The organism is Prevotella dentalis DSM 3688 (assembly GCF_000242335.1).
GTDB classification, from domain to species: domain Bacteria; phylum Bacteroidota; class Bacteroidia; order Bacteroidales; family Bacteroidaceae; genus Prevotella; species Prevotella seregens.
In genome coordinates, this window is record NC_019968.1 from 1,049,384 (window position 1) to 1,067,462 (window position 18,079).

Annotated in this window: 15 protein-coding genes; 12 read left to right on the forward strand and 3 right to left on the reverse strand. The window is 59.5% G+C overall.

Going from position 1 to position 18,079, the window contains the following annotated elements:
* The first annotated feature begins 21 nt into the window (after positions 1-21).
* From PREDE_RS11400 to PREDE_RS13600, 7 genes are all read left to right on the forward strand, one after another.
* The gene (locus PREDE_RS11400) at positions 22-723 is read left to right on the forward strand and encodes a phosphatase PAP2 family protein (RefSeq protein WP_005847592.1); all 702 of its coding nucleotides are present in this window, start codon (positions 22-24) and stop codon (positions 721-723) included.
* Positions 724-739: 16 nt separating this feature from the next.
* Complete coding sequence (locus PREDE_RS11405) at positions 740-2,005, forward strand: S-adenosylmethionine:tRNA ribosyltransferase-isomerase (RefSeq protein ID WP_005847591.1); 1,266 nt, start codon at positions 740-742, stop codon at positions 2,003-2,005.
* Positions 2,006-2,053: 48 nt separating this feature from the next.
* Entirely contained in the window at positions 2,054-3,283 is a 1,230-nt protein-coding gene (locus PREDE_RS11410) for a DUF2027 domain-containing protein (RefSeq protein WP_005847590.1), read from the forward strand.
* A gap of 219 nt (positions 3,284-3,502) precedes the next feature.
* Positions 3,503-5,527, forward strand: coding sequence for an NAD(+) synthase (locus PREDE_RS11415; protein ID WP_005847589.1), 2,025 nt, complete (start codon positions 3,503-3,505; stop codon positions 5,525-5,527).
* A 637-nt stretch (positions 5,528-6,164) separates the two neighbouring features.
* A complete protein-coding gene (gene rpmB / locus PREDE_RS11420) occupies positions 6,165-6,428 on the forward strand; it encodes a 50S ribosomal protein L28 (protein WP_005847587.1) in 264 nt (87 codons plus the stop codon).
* 5 nt (positions 6,429-6,433) lie between these two features.
* Positions 6,434-6,622 (forward strand): 50S ribosomal protein L33, encoded by a 189-nt coding sequence (gene rpmG / locus PREDE_RS11425; protein ID WP_005847586.1) that lies wholly within the window; start codon positions 6,434-6,436, stop codon positions 6,620-6,622.
* Between the two features lie 44 nt (positions 6,623-6,666).
* A complete protein-coding gene (locus PREDE_RS13600; RefSeq protein WP_005847585.1) occupies positions 6,667-6,825 on the forward strand; it encodes a DUF4295 domain-containing protein in 159 nt (52 codons plus the stop codon).
* A gap of 93 nt (positions 6,826-6,918) precedes the next feature.
* Here the strand turns inward: PREDE_RS13600 and PREDE_RS11430 are convergent, their stop codons facing one another.
* Positions 6,919-7,944: an asparaginase gene (locus tag PREDE_RS11430; RefSeq protein WP_005847584.1), complete on the reverse strand. Its 1,026-nt coding sequence runs from the start codon at positions 7,942-7,944 to the stop codon at positions 6,919-6,921.
* 107 nt (positions 7,945-8,051) lie between these two features.
* Between PREDE_RS11430 and uxaC the strand changes: the two genes are divergently transcribed.
* From uxaC to carB, 5 genes are all read left to right on the forward strand, one after another.
* The gene (gene uxaC, locus PREDE_RS11435) at positions 8,052-9,452 is read left to right on the forward strand and encodes a glucuronate isomerase (RefSeq protein ID WP_015310509.1); all 1,401 of its coding nucleotides are present in this window, start codon (positions 8,052-8,054) and stop codon (positions 9,450-9,452) included.
* Between the two features lie 157 nt (positions 9,453-9,609).
* Positions 9,610-10,410: a polysaccharide biosynthesis/export family protein gene (locus PREDE_RS11440; RefSeq protein WP_005847581.1), complete on the forward strand. Its 801-nt coding sequence runs from the start codon at positions 9,610-9,612 to the stop codon at positions 10,408-10,410.
* Positions 10,411-10,543: 133 nt separating this feature from the next.
* Positions 10,544-12,439, forward strand: a complete 1,896-nt coding sequence (locus PREDE_RS11445; RefSeq protein WP_005847578.1) for an amidophosphoribosyltransferase — start codon at positions 10,544-10,546, stop codon at positions 12,437-12,439.
* Positions 12,440-12,469: 30 nt separating this feature from the next.
* A complete protein-coding gene (carA, locus tag PREDE_RS11450) occupies positions 12,470-13,546 on the forward strand; it encodes a glutamine-hydrolyzing carbamoyl-phosphate synthase small subunit (protein ID WP_005847576.1) in 1,077 nt (358 codons plus the stop codon).
* Between the two features lie 35 nt (positions 13,547-13,581).
* Positions 13,582-16,806, forward strand: a complete 3,225-nt coding sequence (gene carB / locus PREDE_RS11455) for a carbamoyl-phosphate synthase (glutamine-hydrolyzing) large subunit (protein ID WP_005847574.1) — start codon at positions 13,582-13,584, stop codon at positions 16,804-16,806.
* A gap of 399 nt (positions 16,807-17,205) precedes the next feature.
* Here the strand turns inward: carB and PREDE_RS11460 are convergent, their stop codons facing one another.
* Positions 17,206-17,595, reverse strand: a complete 390-nt coding sequence (locus PREDE_RS11460) for a hypothetical protein (RefSeq protein ID WP_005847572.1) — start codon at positions 17,593-17,595, stop codon at positions 17,206-17,208.
* 4 nt (positions 17,596-17,599) lie between these two features.
* Entirely contained in the window at positions 17,600-18,076 is a 477-nt protein-coding gene (gene ribH / locus PREDE_RS11465) for a 6,7-dimethyl-8-ribityllumazine synthase (RefSeq protein WP_005847570.1), read from the reverse strand.
* Positions 18,077-18,079 lie beyond the last annotated feature (3 nt).

Genomic DNA, 18,079 nt, shown 5'->3' on the forward strand with positions numbered 1-18,079 from the left:
CTACACCCAAAGCCTACCGCCATGATATGGGAAGACCTCGCCGCCCTCGACCGATTGATACTGGAGGGCCTCAACGGCAGCGACTCCGTGCTCGTCGATCGGCTGGCCATGCTGCTCACTTCGGGCCTCACGTGGATACCGTTGTACCTGGCTCTGCTCTATCTGGTCATCAAGAACAACGAGACGATGGCCCAGATTTTGCTCGTGGTGTGCTGTGCCGGACTCTGTCTGCTGCTGGCCGGCGGCATAGACGGGGGCATCGTGAAGCCCCTCGTGGCGCGGCCGCGACCGGCTCTCGACCCCGTGATGAAATACTCCGTCCGCATTGTCGACGGCTATCGTGCCTCGGGCTTCAGCTTCTTCTCGGCTCACGCGGCCAACACCATGTCGCTGGCAGTGTTCTTCAGTCTGCTGGTGCGCGACCGGCTGTTCATCGCCGTCATGATGCTCTGGTCGCTGGTGAACTGCTGGACACGCCTCTATCTCGGCGTGCACTATCCCAGCGACATCCTCTGCGGACTGCTCTGGGGCGTGCTCAGCGGCGTGGCCAGCTACGCGGTGTTCACGCACGTCTACTTCCGCCTCACCCCTAAAATCAACTACATTTCTTCGCAGTACACCCGCACGGGCTACAGCATGGCCGACATCGACGTGGTGATGATGGTCGTCGTAGGTACGCTGGCTGCCGTGCAGCTTGCGGCCCTGGCCACGCTGCCTTATTAGGGTGCACACCTGACACATGGATACAAAACACATTCACATTACCGATTATCAGTACAATCTTCCCGACGAGCGCATAGCCAAGTTTCCCCTGGCCCGGCGCGACCACAGCAAGTTGCTGGTCTACCGCCACGGCGAGCTGACCGACGACGTGTTTTGCCAACTGCCCCATTATCTGCCTCAAGGGGCGTTGATGGTGTTCAACAACACGCGCGTTATCCAGGCCCGCATGCACTTTCGCAAGGAGACGGGCGCACTCATCGAGGTGTTTCTCATGGAGCCCGCCCAGCCCGCAGACTACGAACAGATGTTCCAGACCACGGGGCGGTGCAGCTGGCTCTGCATGGTGGGCAACCTGAAAAAGTGGAAAGAGGGCCCGTTGCGCCGCGACTTCGACGTCAAGGGCCGGCACCTCACGCTCACGGCTACCATCGACCGCGACCGCGCCGCCCAGACGAGCGGAGGCACCAACTACTGGGTGGACTTCGGTTGGGACAATGCCCAGGTGAGCTTTGCCGAGATTCTCGAGACGGTGGGCGAGTTGCCCATCCCCCCTTACCTGAACCGCGCCACCGAGGAGAGCGACAAAACCACGTACCAGACCGTCTACTCCAAGATCAAGGGCAGTGTGGCCGCCCCCACGGCCGGGCTGCACTTCACCGACGACGTGCTGGCGGCGCTCGACGCCCACGGCATCGTGCGCGACGAGGTGACGCTCCATGTGGGCGCCGGCACCTTCAAACCGGTGAAGAGCGAGGAGATTGAAAGCCACAGCATGCACACCGAATACATCGTGGTGCACCGCCACACCTTCGAGCGGCTGCTTGCCCACGGCTGCCGTGCCATCGCCGTGGGCACCACGAGCGTGCGCACGTTGGAGAGCCTTTACTACATGGGCGTGAAGCTGCTGCTCCGTCCCGGAGCCGCGGAGGCCGACCTGCACGTGGGCCAGTGGGAGCCCTACGACCTGCCCCACAATGCCGACGGCCTGGTGATGGCCGGCGACGAGCCCGTGTCGCCGCGGCGTGCCATCCAGGCCATCCTGGACTATCTCGACCGCGACGGCCTCGAAGCCCTGCACTCCAGCACCCAGATTATCATTGCGCCGGGCTATGCCTACAAGATGGTGCAGATGCTCGTCACCAACTTTCACCAGCCCCAAAGCACGCTGCTCCTACTGGTGAGCGCCTTCCTCGGCGGCGACTGGCGGCGCGTGTACGACTACGCCCTGGCCCACGACTTCCGCTTCCTGAGCTACGGCGACTCCAGTCTGCTCATCCCCTGAGGCCGGCAACCTCAAAGTTCAAACCACAAAGTTCAACATTCAAAGTCTATGAAGATAGGAGACAAAGTGAGATTTCTCAGTGAGACGGGCGGCGGCAAGGTCGCCGGTTTCAAGGGCAAGAACCTCGTGTTGGTGGAAGACGAAGACGGCTTCCAGATTCCTACGCCCCTCAACGAGGTGGTGGTGGTGAGTGCCGACGACTACAGCACGGCCACGCTCATCAACCGCAGGGCCGAGGCCCAGGAGCGGCACGCCGAGGAGACACCGCTCAGCCGGGGCGGCCGCTCGGTGAAGGCCATGATGCGCGAGGGCCAGGACGAGGAGGTGGACATGACCGTGGAGGACACCGTGGACGACTCCCGCGAGGTGACCTTCCGCCCCAAGGCCGAGGAACGGCAGGGCGGCAACCGGCTCTCGGCCTGGCTGGCCTTTGTGCCGCTCGATGCCAAGCAGCTGGCCAACCCCCGTTTCGAGGTCTATTTTGTGAACGACAGCAACTACCACATGCAGTTCGCCTACCTCGCTGCCGAGGGCAACAGCTGGACGCTCAGGGCCCAGGCCGAGGTGGAACCCAACACAAAGATCTTCGTGGAAGAGATTGGCCGCGAGGAGATTAACCATCTTTCGCAGGTGGCCGTACAGCTTGTGGCCTACAAGCGCGACAAGCCTTTCGTACGCAAGCCGGCCGTCGACGTGACACTGCGCATCGACCCGCTGCGCTTCTACAAGGCGCACACCTTTGAGGACAGTGCGTTCTTCGAGACCCCGGCCCTGCTCTATGCCGTGGTCGAGAACGACAGTCCGGCCCGCCCGCTCGTGGTCGACGCACGCCAGCTCAAGCGCGAGATGTACCGCAGTGCACGTGAGGACGAGCCCTCGCAGTCGGCCGCACCCCTCGCGTCCGGGCAGCGCGGGCCGTTGCCGGGCCGCTATGCCGACGACCAGCGCAGGGGCGACAAGCGGCATTCGCCCTACATGCGGCACCGCGGTCTCGACGATGCCATCGTCGTAGACTTGCATGCCGGCGAGGTGCTCGACACCACGCAGGGCATGCAGCCCGGCGAGATACTGGAGTATCAGCTCAAGATTTTCCACGACACGATGGCCCAGTATGCCTCCCGCCACGGGCAGAAGCTCATCTTCATCCACGGCAAGGGCGAGGGCGTGTTGCGCCGCGCGCTCATCAATGCACTCACCTACAAGTACAAAGGCTACACCTATCAGGACGCCTCGTTCCAGGAATATGGCTACGGGGCCACGCAGGTGACGATTAAATAGAGAGGAGTTCAAGGGCCCATGGAGCGTGGTTTTCAAGGAGTTGGGGAGTTAAGGAGTGATGGAGTCAAGACAAATGGTCATGCAACTGCGATGGATTCAGCAGCAATCACGGCCTTATTGTAATGTCTTAACTCCATCACGTCTTAACTCCCTAACTCCTTGGACATCATCACTCCATCATTCCATCACTCCTTAACTCCAAAGAAAAATACCCATCACATGAAATACGGATTCATCAAAGTGGCCAGTGCCGTGCCCACCGTGCAGGTGGCCGACTGCGTGCAGAACCTCAAAGAGATAGAGTCGCTCATCGTTCAGGCTGAGGGGCAGGGCGTGGAGGTCATCGCCTTCCCCGAGCTGAGCCTCACGGGCTACTCCTGTCAGGACCTCTTCCGCCAGCAGCTGTTGCTCGATGCGGCCGAGAACGCCCTGTTGCAGCTGCTCGACTTCACCCGTCATCTCGACATCATCGCCATCGTGGGCCTGCCCGTGCCCGTGGGCGACCTGCTGCTCAACTGCGCCGCCGTGGTGCAGCGCGGCAAGATACTGGGCCTGGTGCCCAAGACCTACCTACCCAACTACGGTGAGTTCTACGAGAAACGCTGGTTCGCCTCCTCGCAGGACCTGCGCCCCGCCACCATCCGGCTGGCCGGGCACAGCGTGCACGTCACGGCCTCGCCCCAGCTCTTCCGCACCTGCGACGGGGCCGTCTTCGGCGTGGAAATCTGCGAAGACGTGTGGGCCCCCACGCCGCCGAGCAACCATCTGGCCCTGGCTGGGGCCGACATCGTCTTCAACCTTTCGGCCAGCGACGAGCTCACGGGCAAGCACGCCTATCTGAAAAGTCTGCTGGCACAGCAGAGCGCGCGCACGGTCACGGCCTATGTGTACAGCAGCGCGGGCTTCGGCGAGAGTACGCAGGACGTGGTCTACGGCGGCAACGCCCTCATCTACGAGAACGGTCGGCTGCTGGCCGAGGGCGAGCGCTTCGCCCTGAAGAGCCAGATGCAGACGGCACAGGTCGATGTGGAGCGGTTGCGCGGCGAGCGACGCAACAATACCACCTTTGCCAATGCCCAGCGGCGCATGCGCAACGAGGAGGTGACAACCGTCGAGGCTGAGGCCACACAACCCAGGGACTTCGTGCTGGAGCGGGCCGTCGAGCCCCTGCCGTTCATCCCCGGGGCCGCCGACATGGAGACCTCGTGCGACGAAATATTCAGCATTCAGGTGATGGGACTGGCCAAACGCATGGTTCACACCCGTGCCCGCACGGTGGTCATCGGCATCAGCGGCGGCCTGGACTCCACGCTGGCGCTGCTGGTCTGCGCGAAGACCTTCGACCGGCTGCAGCTCGACCGCCGCGGCATCGTCGGCGTCACCATGCCGGGATTCGGCACCACCGACCGCACCTACCGCAACGCCGTCGGCCTGATGCAGAGCTTGGGTGTCACCATCCGCGAGGTGAACATCGCGCGGAGCGTGACGCAGCACTTCGAGGACATCGGCCACGACGCCGCCGTACGCGACGTGACCTACGAGAATGCGCAAGCCCGCGAGCGCACGCAGATACTGATGGACCTGGCCAACGAGCTGGGCGGCATGGTCGTGGGCACGGGCGACCTCTCGGAGCTGGCGTTGGGATGGGCCACCTACAACGGCGACCACATGTCGATGTACGGTGTCAATGCCTCCGTGCCCAAGACGCTTGTACTGCATCTGGTGCGCCATGTGGCAGGGCAGATGGACACCGATTCGGCGGCCACGCTGCTCGATATTGTCAATACTCCCATCTCGCCCGAGCTCATCCCGGCCGACGACGAGGGCAACATCCGGCAGAAAACCGAGGATCTCGTGGGGCCCTACGAGCTGCACGACTTCTTCCTCTACTACTTCCTGCGCCACGGTTTCAGTCCGCGCAAGATCTTCCTGCTGGCCCGGAAGGCTTTCGGCGGCGGGGCTTCGGCGGCCGCTGCTGCCGGCACCGCCTCGTCCTCGCCGGCCAGTCGGGCCGACGGCGGGGCCGGCATCTACGACGAGGCAACCATCCTGCACTGGCTCCAGACGTTCTGCCGCCGGTTCTTCAACCAGCAGTTCAAGCGTTCGTGCCTGCCCGACGGGCCCAAGGTGGGGTCGGTGAGCCTGAGTCCCCGCGGCGACTGGCGCATGCCCTCCGATGCCGTCTCGGCCCTCTGGCTGCGCGAAGTGGATGCGCTGATGAGCCAGGCGGGCGTGCAGCAGTAGCCGTCGGCCCGGCGCGGAGGCCGGCCCCTGCGGTGGAAACATTGGGCACAGGTGGGGCGTTGGGCGGGGATGCTCCCGCGACGATGGTTTTGCCGCGTTTTCTTTACGGCGTTATCGCCTCGCGTTTACGGTGTGGAGGGCCCGCGTTTGCGGTGTTATCGCCTCGCGTTTACACCGTGGAAGATTTGCGTCTGCGGCGTGGAGTCGGGCCGATGGCTGGCTATCGGTTGCTCCCGCTGTGGAACAAGGCTTCCGCTTTTGCGGTTTCGCGGGTGGAGCATGGCTGTTTCTTTGCACGCAGTGGCGCGGAGAAAAGGAGGGCGCGGGCAGGTCGCCGCGTATATGTTTCGTCTCCTTGTCTTTGCGGCTCTGCGTGAGACCCGATGCCAAGTGCGTGAGGTTTTGCACGCAGAGCCGCAGAGATAAAGAGGCTCCACACGCTGCTCATAAATTGTAAAACGACAAAAAGGCCTAACCTTGCACTTGCTGATGGACTCCACGCAGCCGTTCATAAACTGTAAAATAACTTAAAAACGGCATTTCTTCAGGGGAATATTTTGCTGATTTGAAAATTAATTGTAATTTTGCATCCTGTTTGGAATAAGTATCACAATCGAAAACAAAAACAAAGATAGCAATGTCTAAGATTTGTCAGATCACAGGAAAGAAGGCACAGATAGGTTGTAATGTGTCTCACTCAAAGCACCGCACGAAGAGAAGCTTTGACGTCAACCTCTTCCATAAGAAGTTCTATTACGTTGAGGAGGGCTGCTGGATTTCGCTCAAGGTCAGCGCAGCTGGTCTTCGTACTATCAATAAAAAAGGCCTTGACGCAGCTCTCAAGCAGGCCGTTGCCAAGGGCTATTGCGACTGGAAAGACATTAAAGTTATAGGAGAATAATTGTCATGGCAAAGAAAGCTAAGGGTAATAGAGTGCAGGTTGTGCTGGAATGCACGGAGATGAAGAACTCCGGTCTGCCTGGCACAAGCCGCTATGTAACCACCAAGAACCGCAAGAACAGTCCTGAGCGCCTTGAGCTCATGAAGTATAACCCCATCATGAAGAAGATGACGCTCCACAAGGAGATCAAGTAATCGGGGTTTATTCGCTAACGTTAGATTATAGACATTCATAGACTATGGCAAAGAAAGCGGTCGCCTCTCTCCACGAAGGTTCGTTGGATGGTCGCGCATATTCAAAAGTTATCAAGATGGTGAAGAGCCCCAAGACGGGTGCTTATACTTTCGCCGAGCAGATGGTTCTCAACGAAGCAGTGAAGGACTATTTCAAGAAATAAGTTTTTTGTAGACAGACAAACGGGTCGTGGGCTGAGGCACACGACCCGTTTGCGTTTGGGTCGGGGCGTATCGATGCTCCGGCCCACGGGGGTTCAGCGGCTGATCTCTCCGGCCAGCGATCGGTCCATGAGGTTGCGGATGGTGGCGGGTGTGCTGTGACGCGCCAGCAGGAACATGAGTTTGGTGACGGCCGACTCCACCGTGGAGTCGTAACCCGAGACAATTCCGGCCGCCTTGAGCTGGTAGCCCGTGTCGTAGCGCCCCATCTCCACGCTGCCCGACACGCACTGGCTGATGTTCACCACCACGATGCCGCGCCGCGCCGCCTCGCGCAGGGCATGCATGAGCCAGGGCGTCTGCGGGGCGTTGCCGCTGCCGAAGGTGCGCATCACGATGCCGCGCACCTCCTTGGCCTGGAGCACATTGCGTACGATGTGCTCCTGCACGCCGGGAAAAAGACTGAACACCACGACGTTGGGATCCAGCGTGAGATGGGGCGTCATGGGCTTGCCGAAGTCGGGCTTGAGGATGTGGTGGTCGTGAAAGACGAAGTCCACGCCCGCGTCGCACAGGTGGGGGTAGTTGAAAGAGTCGAAGGCATGGAAGCCGTCGGCATTGATTTTGGTCGACCGGTTGCCGCGCATGAGGCGCCCGCTGAAGTAGATGCACACCTCGGGCACGCGGGCGCGGCCCTGCGAATCTTTCAGCGCGGCCAGCTCAATGCTCGTCACCAGGTTCTCCTTGCCGTCGGTGCGCAGCTGCCCCATAGGCAGTTGAGAGCCGGTGAGAATGACGGGTTTGGTAAGGTTTTCGAGCATGAACGAGAGGGCAGAAGCCGTGTAGGCCATGGTGTCGGTGCCGTGGAGGATGACGAATCCGTCGTAGGCGTCGTAGCGGCGCGCAATGATACGCACGAGCTTGGCCCACTTGTCGGGGGCCATGTCGCTGGAGTCGATGGGGGGAGTGAACTGGTAAACGTCGATTTCGGTCTTGATAAGCCTGAACTCGGGCATCGACTCCACCAAGTGATTGAAGTCGAGGGGCTCCAGCGCCCCCGTGACAGCGTTCTGCCCCATGCCGATGGTGCCTCCGGTATAGATGAGTAAGACCTTGTTCATTGGTACTCGATATTTTGTGCAAATATAGTTAAAAACCTTGAGAATTCAAATATTTTGTCTTATTTTTGCAGAAACAACACACTTCAATATTAAAACAAACGCAGAAGATGAAACAGTTTATGGATGAGAACTTCCTGCTCGACACAGCTACGGCGCAGGACCTTTATCACAAGCATGCGGCCCGGATGCCCATCATTGATTACCATTGTCATCTCGTGCCGCAGATGGTGGCCGAGGACCATCAATTCAGAAGCATCACCGAATTGTGGCTTGGCGGCGACCATTACAAGTGGCGGGCCATGCGCACCAACGGCGTGGACGAGCGCTTTTGCACCGGCGACGCCACCGATTGGGAGAAGTTTGAGAAGTGGGCCGAGACCGTGCCCTACACGTTTCGCAACCCGCTCTACCACTGGACACACCTGGAACTGAAGACGGCCTTCGGCATCACCCGACAGCTCTCGCCCGCAACGGCGCGCGAAATCTACGACGAGTGCAACGAGAAACTCACGCAGCCCGAGTATTCGGCCCGTGGGCTGATGCGCCGTTATCACGTGGAATGCGTGTGCACCACCGACGATCCCGTGGACGACCTGCGCTGGCACAAGGCCACGCGGGAGAGCGGATTCGAGATCAAGATGATTCCCGCGTGGCGCCCCGACAAGGCCATGAACATCGAAAAGCCTGATTTTGCCGACTACGTGAAGCAGCTCTCCGAGGTGAGTGGGGTAGAGGTGGACAGCTACAAGCACATGGTGGACGCGCTCCAAAAACGCCACGACTTCTTTGCCGAGAACGGCTGCCGCCTGTCCGACCACGGCGTGGAGGAGTTCTACGACGACACTTACACCGACTCGCAAATCGAGACCATCTTCTCCAAAGCCCTGCGCGGACTGCAGCTGTCGGCCGAGGAAGTGCGGCAGTACAAGCACGCTTTCCTGAAAGACAGTGCCGAGATGGACCATGCCGCCGGCTGGACACAGCAGTACCATTACGGAGCCATCCGCGACAACAATACGCTGATGTACAACCAGCTCGGCCCCGACACGGGCTTCGATTCCATCGGCGAGTTCAGCACGGCACGCGCCATGAGCCACTTCCTGAACGAGCTGAACATGGAGAAGAAGCTCACGCGTACCATATTATATACGCTCAATCCCTGTGCCAACGAGGTGATAGCCACCATGCTCGGCAACTTCCAGGACGGATCGGAGCCCGGCAAGATTCAGTTCGGCTCTGGCTGGTGGTTCAACGACCAGCTGGACGGCATGACCCGTCAGCTCAACGCCCTCTCGGTGCTCGGCTTGCTCTCGCGTTTCGTGGGCATGCTCACCGACAGCCGTTCGTTCCTGAGCTATCCGCGTCATGAGTATTTCCGGCGGCTGCTCTGCAACCTGCTGGGCAACGATGTGGAGAACGGACTGCTGCCCGACGACCGTGAAACCCTGGCCCGCATGGTGGAGGACATCTCCTACAACAACGCCCGCCGCTACTTCAAGTTCTATTAACCGCCCCTCCGCGTGCGGGGAGTGCCGGCACGGGCCGGCCTATCCCCGCACGCGTTCCTTTTATAAAAGCGGGTAGCACTTTTCGTTTCATTTATTTGTTGCTTCCGAAAATAAGTATTAATTTTGCAGAAATTTAAGTTATAACAGTCGCTTACGCATGAAGAAATTATTGATTCCCTTTGTCCTCTTGGCAGTGATTATGGCCATGGGCAGTTGTTCGGGGAGTAAAAAAGTAGCTTATTTCCAGAACATTGATTCCATCAGCCTGGCCGCTTCCCGTGGTCTCTACGATGCCAAGATTATGCCGAAGGACGAGCTTACCATCACTGTACTGACCACCAATCCCGAGGCATCGGCCCCTTTCAACCTGACAGTGAGTAACACGGTGGGCACTTCCGGCCAGCTCTCCACGAGCGTAGGCTCGCTGCAAGGCTACCTGGTCGACAACAATGGAGACATTAATTTCCCGGTGCTGGGCAAGCTGCACGTGGGCGGGCTCACGAAGACACAGACCGAAGACATGATTCTCAGCAAGGTGCGCCCCTACCTGAACGCCAAGGAAAACCCCATCGTGACGGTGCGCATGTCGAGCTATCGGGTGACCGTCATCGGTGAGGTGGGAGCGCCGAAAGTGGTTCCAGTCACCACCGAGAAGATGAGCATCATCGAGGCTTTGGCCTATTCCGGCGACCTGACCATCTATGGCAAGCGCGGCAATGTACTGCTCATCCGCGAGGATGCAAACGGTGAAAAGAAAGCCCACCGCCTGAATCTGAACGACGGCAACCTCTTCAACTCACCCTATTATTACTTGCAGCAGAACGACATTATCTATGTGGAGCCCAACTCGGTCAAGGCCAAGAACTCCGCGATAGGCAGCAGCACCACCATCTGGTTCTCGTTCATCGGCATCGTGACATCCGTCGCTTCATTGCTTGTCAACATCTTGAGAAAATAAGTGAGCGCGCCAGAGGTGATACAAACAAGATAAAAAGAAAGATTGAAATATTAGTCGAAGCTCTTCGGGCTGCCGGTAATATTTCAATCTTTTTTTGAATATACAGTCCAGAAGCACAACAAGAAGAGATTTCATGGAAAAGGGAATACACGAGGATTGCGGCGTGGCCATGGTGCGTCTGCTCAAGCCCCTGAGCTATTACCAGCAGAAATACGGCACGTGGAAGTACGGCTTGAACAAGCTCTACCTGATGATGGAGAAAGAGCACAACCGTGGACAGGAGGGCGCCGGCATTGCTTCGGTGAAGCTGCACACCCAGCCCGGCAACGAATATATGTTCCGCGAGCGCGCCGAAGGCTCCAATGCCATCACGAAAATCTTCGGTTCGGCCCATCGGCAGATACGTCAGGTGCTGGCCGAGAACGGCGAACTTGATCCCAACGACTATGCTGAACTGCCCTTTGCCGGCGAGCTTTACATGGGCCATCTGCGCTATTCCACCACGGGAAAGAGCGGTCTGAAGTACGTGCATCCCTTTTTGCGGCGCAACAATTGGCGGGCCAAGAACCTCTGCCTGTGCGGCAATTACAACATGACCAACGTGGACGAGGTGTTCGAGCGGCTGCTCCATCAGGGCCAGTGTCCCCGTGTCTACAGCGACAGTTACATCATGCTCGAGCTCATGGGGCACCGTCTCGACCGTGAGGTGGAGCGCAATTTTGTCGAGGCCCAGCGGCTCGGACTCGAAGACGGAGCCATCACCGACTACATCGACAGCCATGTGCAGGTGGAGAATGTACTCAAGACCACGATGACAGGCTTCGACGGCGGCTACGTGGTGTGCGGCATCACGGGCAGCGGCGAGATGTTTGCCATGCGCGACCCACACGGCATCCGCCCCGGGTTCTACTACCGGAACGACGAGGTGGTGGTGCTGGCCTCCGAGCGTCCGGTGCTGCAAACCACTTTCGATCTGGAGTACGACGACGTGAAAGAGCTACCCGCCGGCTCGGCGCTTATCGTGCGCAGCAGCGGCGAAGCCCTCATCAAGCCCATCCTGGAGCCCGGCGCCGACGCGGCTTGCTCGTTCGAGCGCATCTATTTCTCGCGCGGATCCGACCGCGACATCTACCAGGAACGCAAGAAATTAGGCGAGCAACTCACCCCCCAAGTGCTCCGGGCCGTGGGCCATGACACCCGTCATACCGTCTTCTCCTTTATTCCAAACACAGCCGAGGTGGCCTTTTACGGACTGCTCGACGGCTTCAAACGCTATGTGAACGAGCAGAAAATCCAGCGCATCGAGTCGCTCGGACACATCCCCACGCGGGCCGAACTGGAAGAGATTCTCCACGAATACGTGCGCTCTGAAAAGGTGGCCTGGAAAGATATAAAGCTGCGCACGTTCATCACCGAGGGCAATGCGCGCAACGACCTGGCCTCGCACGTGTATGATATTACCTATGGCAGCGTCAATCCCGAGGATAATTTGGTCATCATCGACGACAGCATCGTGCGCGGCACCACGCTCAAGGAGAGCATTCTGCACATTCTCGACCGGCTGCATCCCAAGAAAATCGTCATCGTGAGCTCGGCACCGCAAATCCGTTATCCCGACTACTACGGCATCGACATGCCGCGACTGGAGGAGTTCTGCGTGTTCCGCGCCACCATCGAACTGCTCAAGGAGCGCGGCATGGCCGACCGCATCCAGAAGGTCTACGCCGACTGCAAGGTCGAATTGAAGAAGCCCAAGACCGAGATGGACAACTGCGTGCGCGAGCTCTACGAGCCTTTCACCGTGGAAGAAATCAACCGAAAGATTGTCGAAATGCTGCGCCCGGCAGGCATGGCCACGCCCATTGAACTGGTGTTCCAGAGCATCGAGGGCCTACGCAGCGCCATTCCCGACCACCGCGGCACGTGGTACTTCACCGGTCATTACCCCACACCCGGCGGCACCAAGCTGTGCAACCAGGCCTTTGTGAACTATGTGGAGACCGTTTTCCGGCATGATGGCGACCAATAAACGAACAGAATCTTAAAACAAGCTATACAAATGAAGAATGTAACCTTGGTTTTATCCGACGGGACTAAGTTTCATGGGCAGTCCTTTGGCTACGATGCACCCGTGGCCGGAGAGGTGGTTTTCAACACGGCCATGACGGGCTACCCCGAGTCTCTTACCGATCCTTCGTATGCGGGGCAGCTGATGACGCTCACCTATCCCTTGGTGGGTAACTATGGTGTGCCGCCTTTCTCGGTGGAGCCCAACGGTCTCCCCACCTTCATGGAGAGCGACAAGATCTACGCTTCGGCCATCATCGTGGCCGACTACAGCGAGCAGTTCAGTCATTGGAACGCCGTCGAGAGCCTGGCCGACTGGCTCAAGCGCGAGCACGTGCCCGGCATCACGGGCATCGATACCCGCCAGCTCACCAAGGTGCTGCGCGAGCACGGCGTGATGATGGGCAAGATTATCTTCGACGACGACCCCGACAACATACCCTCGGCCAACTACGAAGGCGTCAACTTTGTCGACCAAGTGTCGTGCAAAGAAGTGGTTCGTTACAACGAGGGGGCCGGCAAACGGGTGGTGCTTGTCGACTGTGGAGTGAAGGCCAACATCATACGTTGCCTCATCGAGCGCGGCGTGGAGGTGGTGCGCGTGCCCTGGAACTACGACTACACGGGCATGGATTTCGACGGCCTCTTCCTGGCCAACGGGCCCGGTGATCCCGACACTTGTCAGGACGCGGTGGACATCATCCGCAAGCAAATGAGCCAGAGCCGCAAGCCCATCTGCGGCATCTGCATGGGCAACCAGCTGCTGGGCAAGGCCGCCGGGGCTTCAATCTACAAGCTGAAGTACGGGCACCGCTCGCACAATCAGCCCGTGCGCCTCGTGGGCAGCGAGAAATGCTACATCACTTCGCAGAACCACGGCTATGCGGTGGACGCCCACACGCTGGGCCAGGACTGGGAGGAGCTCTTCGTTAACATGAACGACGGCTCCAACGAGGGCATACGCCACAAGACCAATTCCTGGTTCACCAGCCAGTTTCACCCCGAGGCTTGCTCGGGTCCGGTGGACACAATGTTCATGTTCGATAGGTTCGTCGAAACGCTAAAGTAAGGTAAGCTCATTCATTAAGGTCAATAAGAAAGGTCATGAAAGATACAAATATCAAGAAGGTTTTGCTGTTGGGCTCCGGCGCTTTGAAGATAGGCGAGGCCGGAGAGTTCGACTATTCGGGTTCGCAGGCCCTGAAAGCCCTGCGCGAAGAGGGGGTCAGGACGGTGCTTATCAACCCCAACATCGCCACCGTGCAGACGTCGGAGGGTGTGGCCGACCAGATATACTTCCTCCCGGTGCAGCCCTATTTCGTGGAGCGCGTCATCGAAAAGGAGCGCCCCGACGGCATCCTGCTGAGCTTTGGAGGCCAGACCGCCCTGAACTGCGGCGTGGAGCTCTACGAGAGCGGCGTGCTGGAGAAGTACGGGGTCAAGGTGCTCGGCACCCCCGTGCAGGCCATCATGGACACCGAAGACCGCGAACTCTTCGTGCGCAAGCTCGACGAAATCGACGTGAAGACCATCAAGAGCGAGGCCTGTGAGACGATGGAACAGTCGCTGCAGGCCGCCAACCATCTGGGCTATCCGGTCATCGTGCGGGCGGCCTACGCCCTCGGCGGCCTCGGTTCGGGCTTTGCCAACAACGACGACGAGCTGCGCACGCTCTGCGAAAAGGCGTTCTCATTCTCGCCCCAGGTGCTGGTGGAGAAGAGTCTCAAGGGATGGAAGGAGATAGAATACGAGGTGGTGCGCGACTGTTACGACAACTGTATCACCGTGTGCAACATGGAGAACTTCGACCCGCTGGGCATCCACACCGGCGAGTCCATCGTCATTGCGCCCTCGCAGACCCTCACCAACGCCGAGTATCACAAGCTGCGCGCGCTGAGCATCAAGATAGTAAGGCACATCGGCATCGTGGGCGAGTGCAACGTGCAGTACGCTTTCGACCCCGCCAGCGAGGACTACCGCGTCATCGAAGTGAACGCCCGCCTAAGCCGTTCGTCGGCACTTGCCTCCAAGGCCACGGGCTACCCGCTGGCCTTTGTGGCCGCCAAGCTGGGCATGGGCTACGGCCTGTTCGAGCTGAAGAACTCGGTGACCAAGACCACAAGTGCCTTTTTCGAGCCCGCGCTGGACTATGTGGTGTGCAAGATTCCGCGCTGGGACCTCTCCAAATTCCACGGCGTAGACCGCGAGTTGGGGTCGAGCATGAAGAGCGTGGGCGAGGTAATGGCCATCGGCCGCAACTTTGAAGAGGCCATCCAGAAAGGCCTGCGCATGATAGGGCAGGGCATGCACGGCTTCGTGGAGAACAAGGAATTGGAGATTCCCAACCTGGACGAGGCCCTGCAAGAACCCACCGACAAGCGCGTGTTTGTCATTTCCAAGGCCATGCACCGCGGCTATACCATCGACCAGATACACGAACTGACGAAGATAGACCGCTGGTTCCTCCACAAGCTGAAACACATCATCGACATCGATGAGCGGCTGAAACGCTGCAACGTGAACACCCTCGACCGCACGCTGCTGCGCGAGGCCAAAGTCTACGGCTTCACCGATTTCCAGGTGGCCCGCGCCGTGGGGCTGGAGCGCGAGCTGGGCAACATGCACAAGGCCATGCTCCTCATCCGCCGTCTGCGCAAGGGCTACGGCATCGTTCCCGTGGTGAAACAGATCGACACGCTGGCCGCCGAGTACCCCGCCCAGACCAATTACCTCTACGTGACCTACGCCGGAGTGGCCAGCGACGTGGCTTTCCCGTCCGACCGCCACTCGGTGGTGGTGCTCGGTTCGGGGGCTTACCGCATCGGCAGCTCCGTGGAATTCGACTGGTGTGGCGTGCAGGCTCTGCAGACGATTCGCCGGCAGGGCTACCGCAGCATCATGATTAACTACAACCCGGAAACCGTGTCGACCGACTACGACATGTGCGACCGGCTCTACTTCGACGAGCTCACCTTTGAGCGCGTGATGGACATTATCGAGCTCGAGAACCCGCACGGCGTCATTGTTTCCACCGGCGGCCAGATACCCAACAACCTTGCCATGCACCTCGACGAGCAGCACGTGCCCATCCTCGGCACGTCGGCCCGCGACATCGACAACGCCGAAGACCGCGCCAAGTTCTCGTCGATGCTCACCCGCAACAACATCAACCAGCCAGAATGGAGCGCGCTTACCTCGATGGATGACATCGACCGCTTCGTCGAGCGCGTGGGCTTCCCCGTGCTCGTGCGCCCCAGCTACGTGCTTTCGGGCGCGGCCATGAACGTGTGTTCCAACCGCGAGGAGCTCGAACGCTTCCTGCGACTGGCCGCCAACGTGAGTGAAGACCACCCCGTGGTGGTGTCGAAGTTCATCGAGCACGCCAAGGAAATCGAGATGGATGCCGTGGCACGCGACGGCGAGATACTGGCCTACGCCATCTCCGAGCACATCGAGTTTGCCGGTGTGCACTCCGGCGACGCCACCATTGAGTTCCCGCCGCAGAAGCTCTACGTGGAGACCGTGCGCCGCATCAAGCGCGTGAGCCGTCAGATTGCCCGCGAACTCCACATCTCCGGCCCGTTCAACATACAGTACATGGCCCGCGAGAACGACATCCTCGTCATCGAGTGCAACCTGCGTGCCAGCCGTTCGTTCCCCTTCGTGAGCAAGGTGCTCAAGCTCAATCTCATCGACTTGGCCACCAAAGTGATGCTCGGCGTGCCCGTGGAGAGGCCCTCGAAGAACCTCTTCGACCTGGAGTATGTGGGCATCAAGGCCAGCCAGTTCTCCTTCAACCGTCTGCAGAAGGCCGACCCCGTGCTGGGTGTCGACATGAGTTCCACGGGCGAGGTGGGCTGCCTGGGCGACGACACCAACCAGGCTCTGCTCAAGAGCATGCTCTCTGTGGGCCACCGCATTCCGCGCCACTCGGTGCTGCTCTCCACGGGTGGAGCCAAGCAAAAGGTCGAGATGCTCGACGCAGCGAAGATGCTTATCGACCACGGCTACGAGCTTTATGCCACGGGCGGCACGTCGAAATACTTGAAAGACAACGGCATTGACAACACGCTGGTGTACTGGCCCTCCGACGAGGGCAAGGAGCCGCAGGCCCTCACGCTGCTGCACGAGAAGAAGATCGATATGGTGGTGAACATTCCCAAGGACCTCACCACTCACGAACTCACCAACGGCTACAAGATTCGGCGCGCAGCCATAGACCTCAACGTGCCGCTCATCACCAACACGCGGCTGGCCAGTGCTTTCATCACGGCGTTCTGTACGCTTGGCCCTGCTGACATCGACATCAAGGCTTGGGGCGAGTATTAGGTCCGCCGGCCGGTGCGAATGCGCCCTGCGCGTGGCTGTGGGGCTGGCTGTAGCGAGTGGCACGCACGGTGTGGGGTGCTGCAAGGTGGGGCGGAAGTGTTGGCCGGCACGGCCTACTGTCAAAACAAATACGGCGTTATCACGAAGTGATAACGCCGTATTTGCGTTGCGTTTGCGCCGTAACCGCCTCGCGTTTGCGGTGTTTTCATGGGGTGAATACGGCGTGTTTGTAGGAGGGGATAGGGGCGCTTATAGGAGAAGATAGGCGTATGATAGGATTTGATAAGCCGCAAGCATGGGTGGAGCAAACCATATCATAGGGATGTGCAGCGGTTGCGGGCTGTGCGCGGGCCGGTTGCCGGCCCACGGAAGACGGGGGCGGGGCAACAGCGGCGGCGGTCAGCGCGAGGGCCGGGTCAGCTCGGCGTAGGCGGCATCGAAAGCCTTGGGGTGGCGGGCCAGGAAGCAGATGTTGACAAAAGCGTTGGCCAACATCTCGACATCAGAGAGGTCTACGCCCTTCTCGCGGCTCAGGTTCTTGCCCAGACACACCTCCCAGGTGGTGTCGAAGTCGCGGTCTTCGGCCCCCATGTACTTTTCTTCGCCGCGCGGGGCCGGCATAATCTTGTAGCGGATGTCCTTTTTCGACGGCACGGGCTTCAGGCCGAGCAGGATGTTGTAGGCCTCGTGGAGGGGCTCGCGATACTTGGCCGTGCCGGGGAACATGTCGGCAATGGTCGACATGATCTCGTCGAAATCGTAGGCTTGGAGGAGTTCGTAAACAATCATAAACTTAGAATTTGGCCATCTTGATGGCGTCTATGGCACACTCGTCGCCCTTGTTGCCCAGCCGTCCGCCGCTGCGGTCGCGGGCCTGCTGCAGGTCGTTGGTGGTGAGCAGACCGTAGATGACGGGTATGTTTTGCGAGGCATTGAGGTGTGCGATGCCGTAGGTCACGCCCTGGCAGATATAGTCGAAGTGGGGTGTCTCGCCGCGAATGACGCTGCCCAGGATGATGATGGCGTCGAAACCGTCGTTCTTGCTCAGCTGCTGTGCGCCGTAGACCAGCTCGAAGCTGCCCGGCACGGTCTTCACATGGATGTTCTCAGGCAGCGTGCCGTGCTTCTCGAGGGTCTTCACGGCACCCTCGAGCAGGGCGCCGGTAATCTCCGGATTCCACTCGGCCACCACGATGCCGAAGCACATGTTGCTGGCATCGGGCACCTGGGCGAAGTCGTAATCGGAGAGGTTGTGGAGTGCGGTGGCCATGGG

Bases quoted from the DNA above. Each gene is read 5' to 3' on its own strand.
- PREDE_RS11400 (WP_005847592.1), top strand. From the start codon at position 22: ATGATATGGGAAGACCTCGCCGCCCTCGACCGATTGATACTGGAGGGC.
- PREDE_RS11440 (WP_005847581.1), top strand. From the start codon at position 9,610: ATGAAGAAATTATTGATTCCCTTTGTCCTCTTGGCAGTGATTATGGCC.
- carB (WP_005847574.1), top strand. From the start codon at position 13,582: ATGAAAGATACAAATATCAAGAAGGTTTTGCTGTTGGGCTCCGGCGCT.
- ribH (WP_005847570.1), bottom strand. From the start codon at position 18,076: ATGGCCACCGCACTCCACAACCTCTCCGATTACGACTTCGCCCAGGTG.
- PREDE_RS11410 (WP_005847590.1), top strand. From the start codon at position 2,054: ATGAAGATAGGAGACAAAGTGAGATTTCTCAGTGAGACGGGCGGCGGC.
- PREDE_RS11430 (WP_005847584.1), bottom strand. From the start codon at position 7,944: ATGAACAAGGTCTTACTCATCTATACCGGAGGCACCATCGGCATGGGG.
- uxaC (WP_015310509.1), top strand. From the start codon at position 8,052: ATGAAACAGTTTATGGATGAGAACTTCCTGCTCGACACAGCTACGGCG.
- PREDE_RS11445 (WP_005847578.1), top strand. From the start codon at position 10,544: ATGGAAAAGGGAATACACGAGGATTGCGGCGTGGCCATGGTGCGTCTG.
- PREDE_RS11460 (WP_005847572.1), bottom strand. From the start codon at position 17,595: ATGATTGTTTACGAACTCCTCCAAGCCTACGATTTCGACGAGATCATG.
- rpmB (WP_005847587.1), top strand. From the start codon at position 6,165: ATGTCTAAGATTTGTCAGATCACAGGAAAGAAGGCACAGATAGGTTGT.
- PREDE_RS13600 (WP_005847585.1), top strand. From the start codon at position 6,667: ATGGCAAAGAAAGCGGTCGCCTCTCTCCACGAAGGTTCGTTGGATGGT.
- PREDE_RS11405 (WP_005847591.1), top strand. From the start codon at position 740: ATGGATACAAAACACATTCACATTACCGATTATCAGTACAATCTTCCC.
- PREDE_RS11415 (WP_005847589.1), top strand. From the start codon at position 3,503: ATGAAATACGGATTCATCAAAGTGGCCAGTGCCGTGCCCACCGTGCAG.
- carA (WP_005847576.1), top strand. From the start codon at position 12,470: ATGAAGAATGTAACCTTGGTTTTATCCGACGGGACTAAGTTTCATGGG.
- rpmG (WP_005847586.1), top strand. From the start codon at position 6,434: ATGGCAAAGAAAGCTAAGGGTAATAGAGTGCAGGTTGTGCTGGAATGC.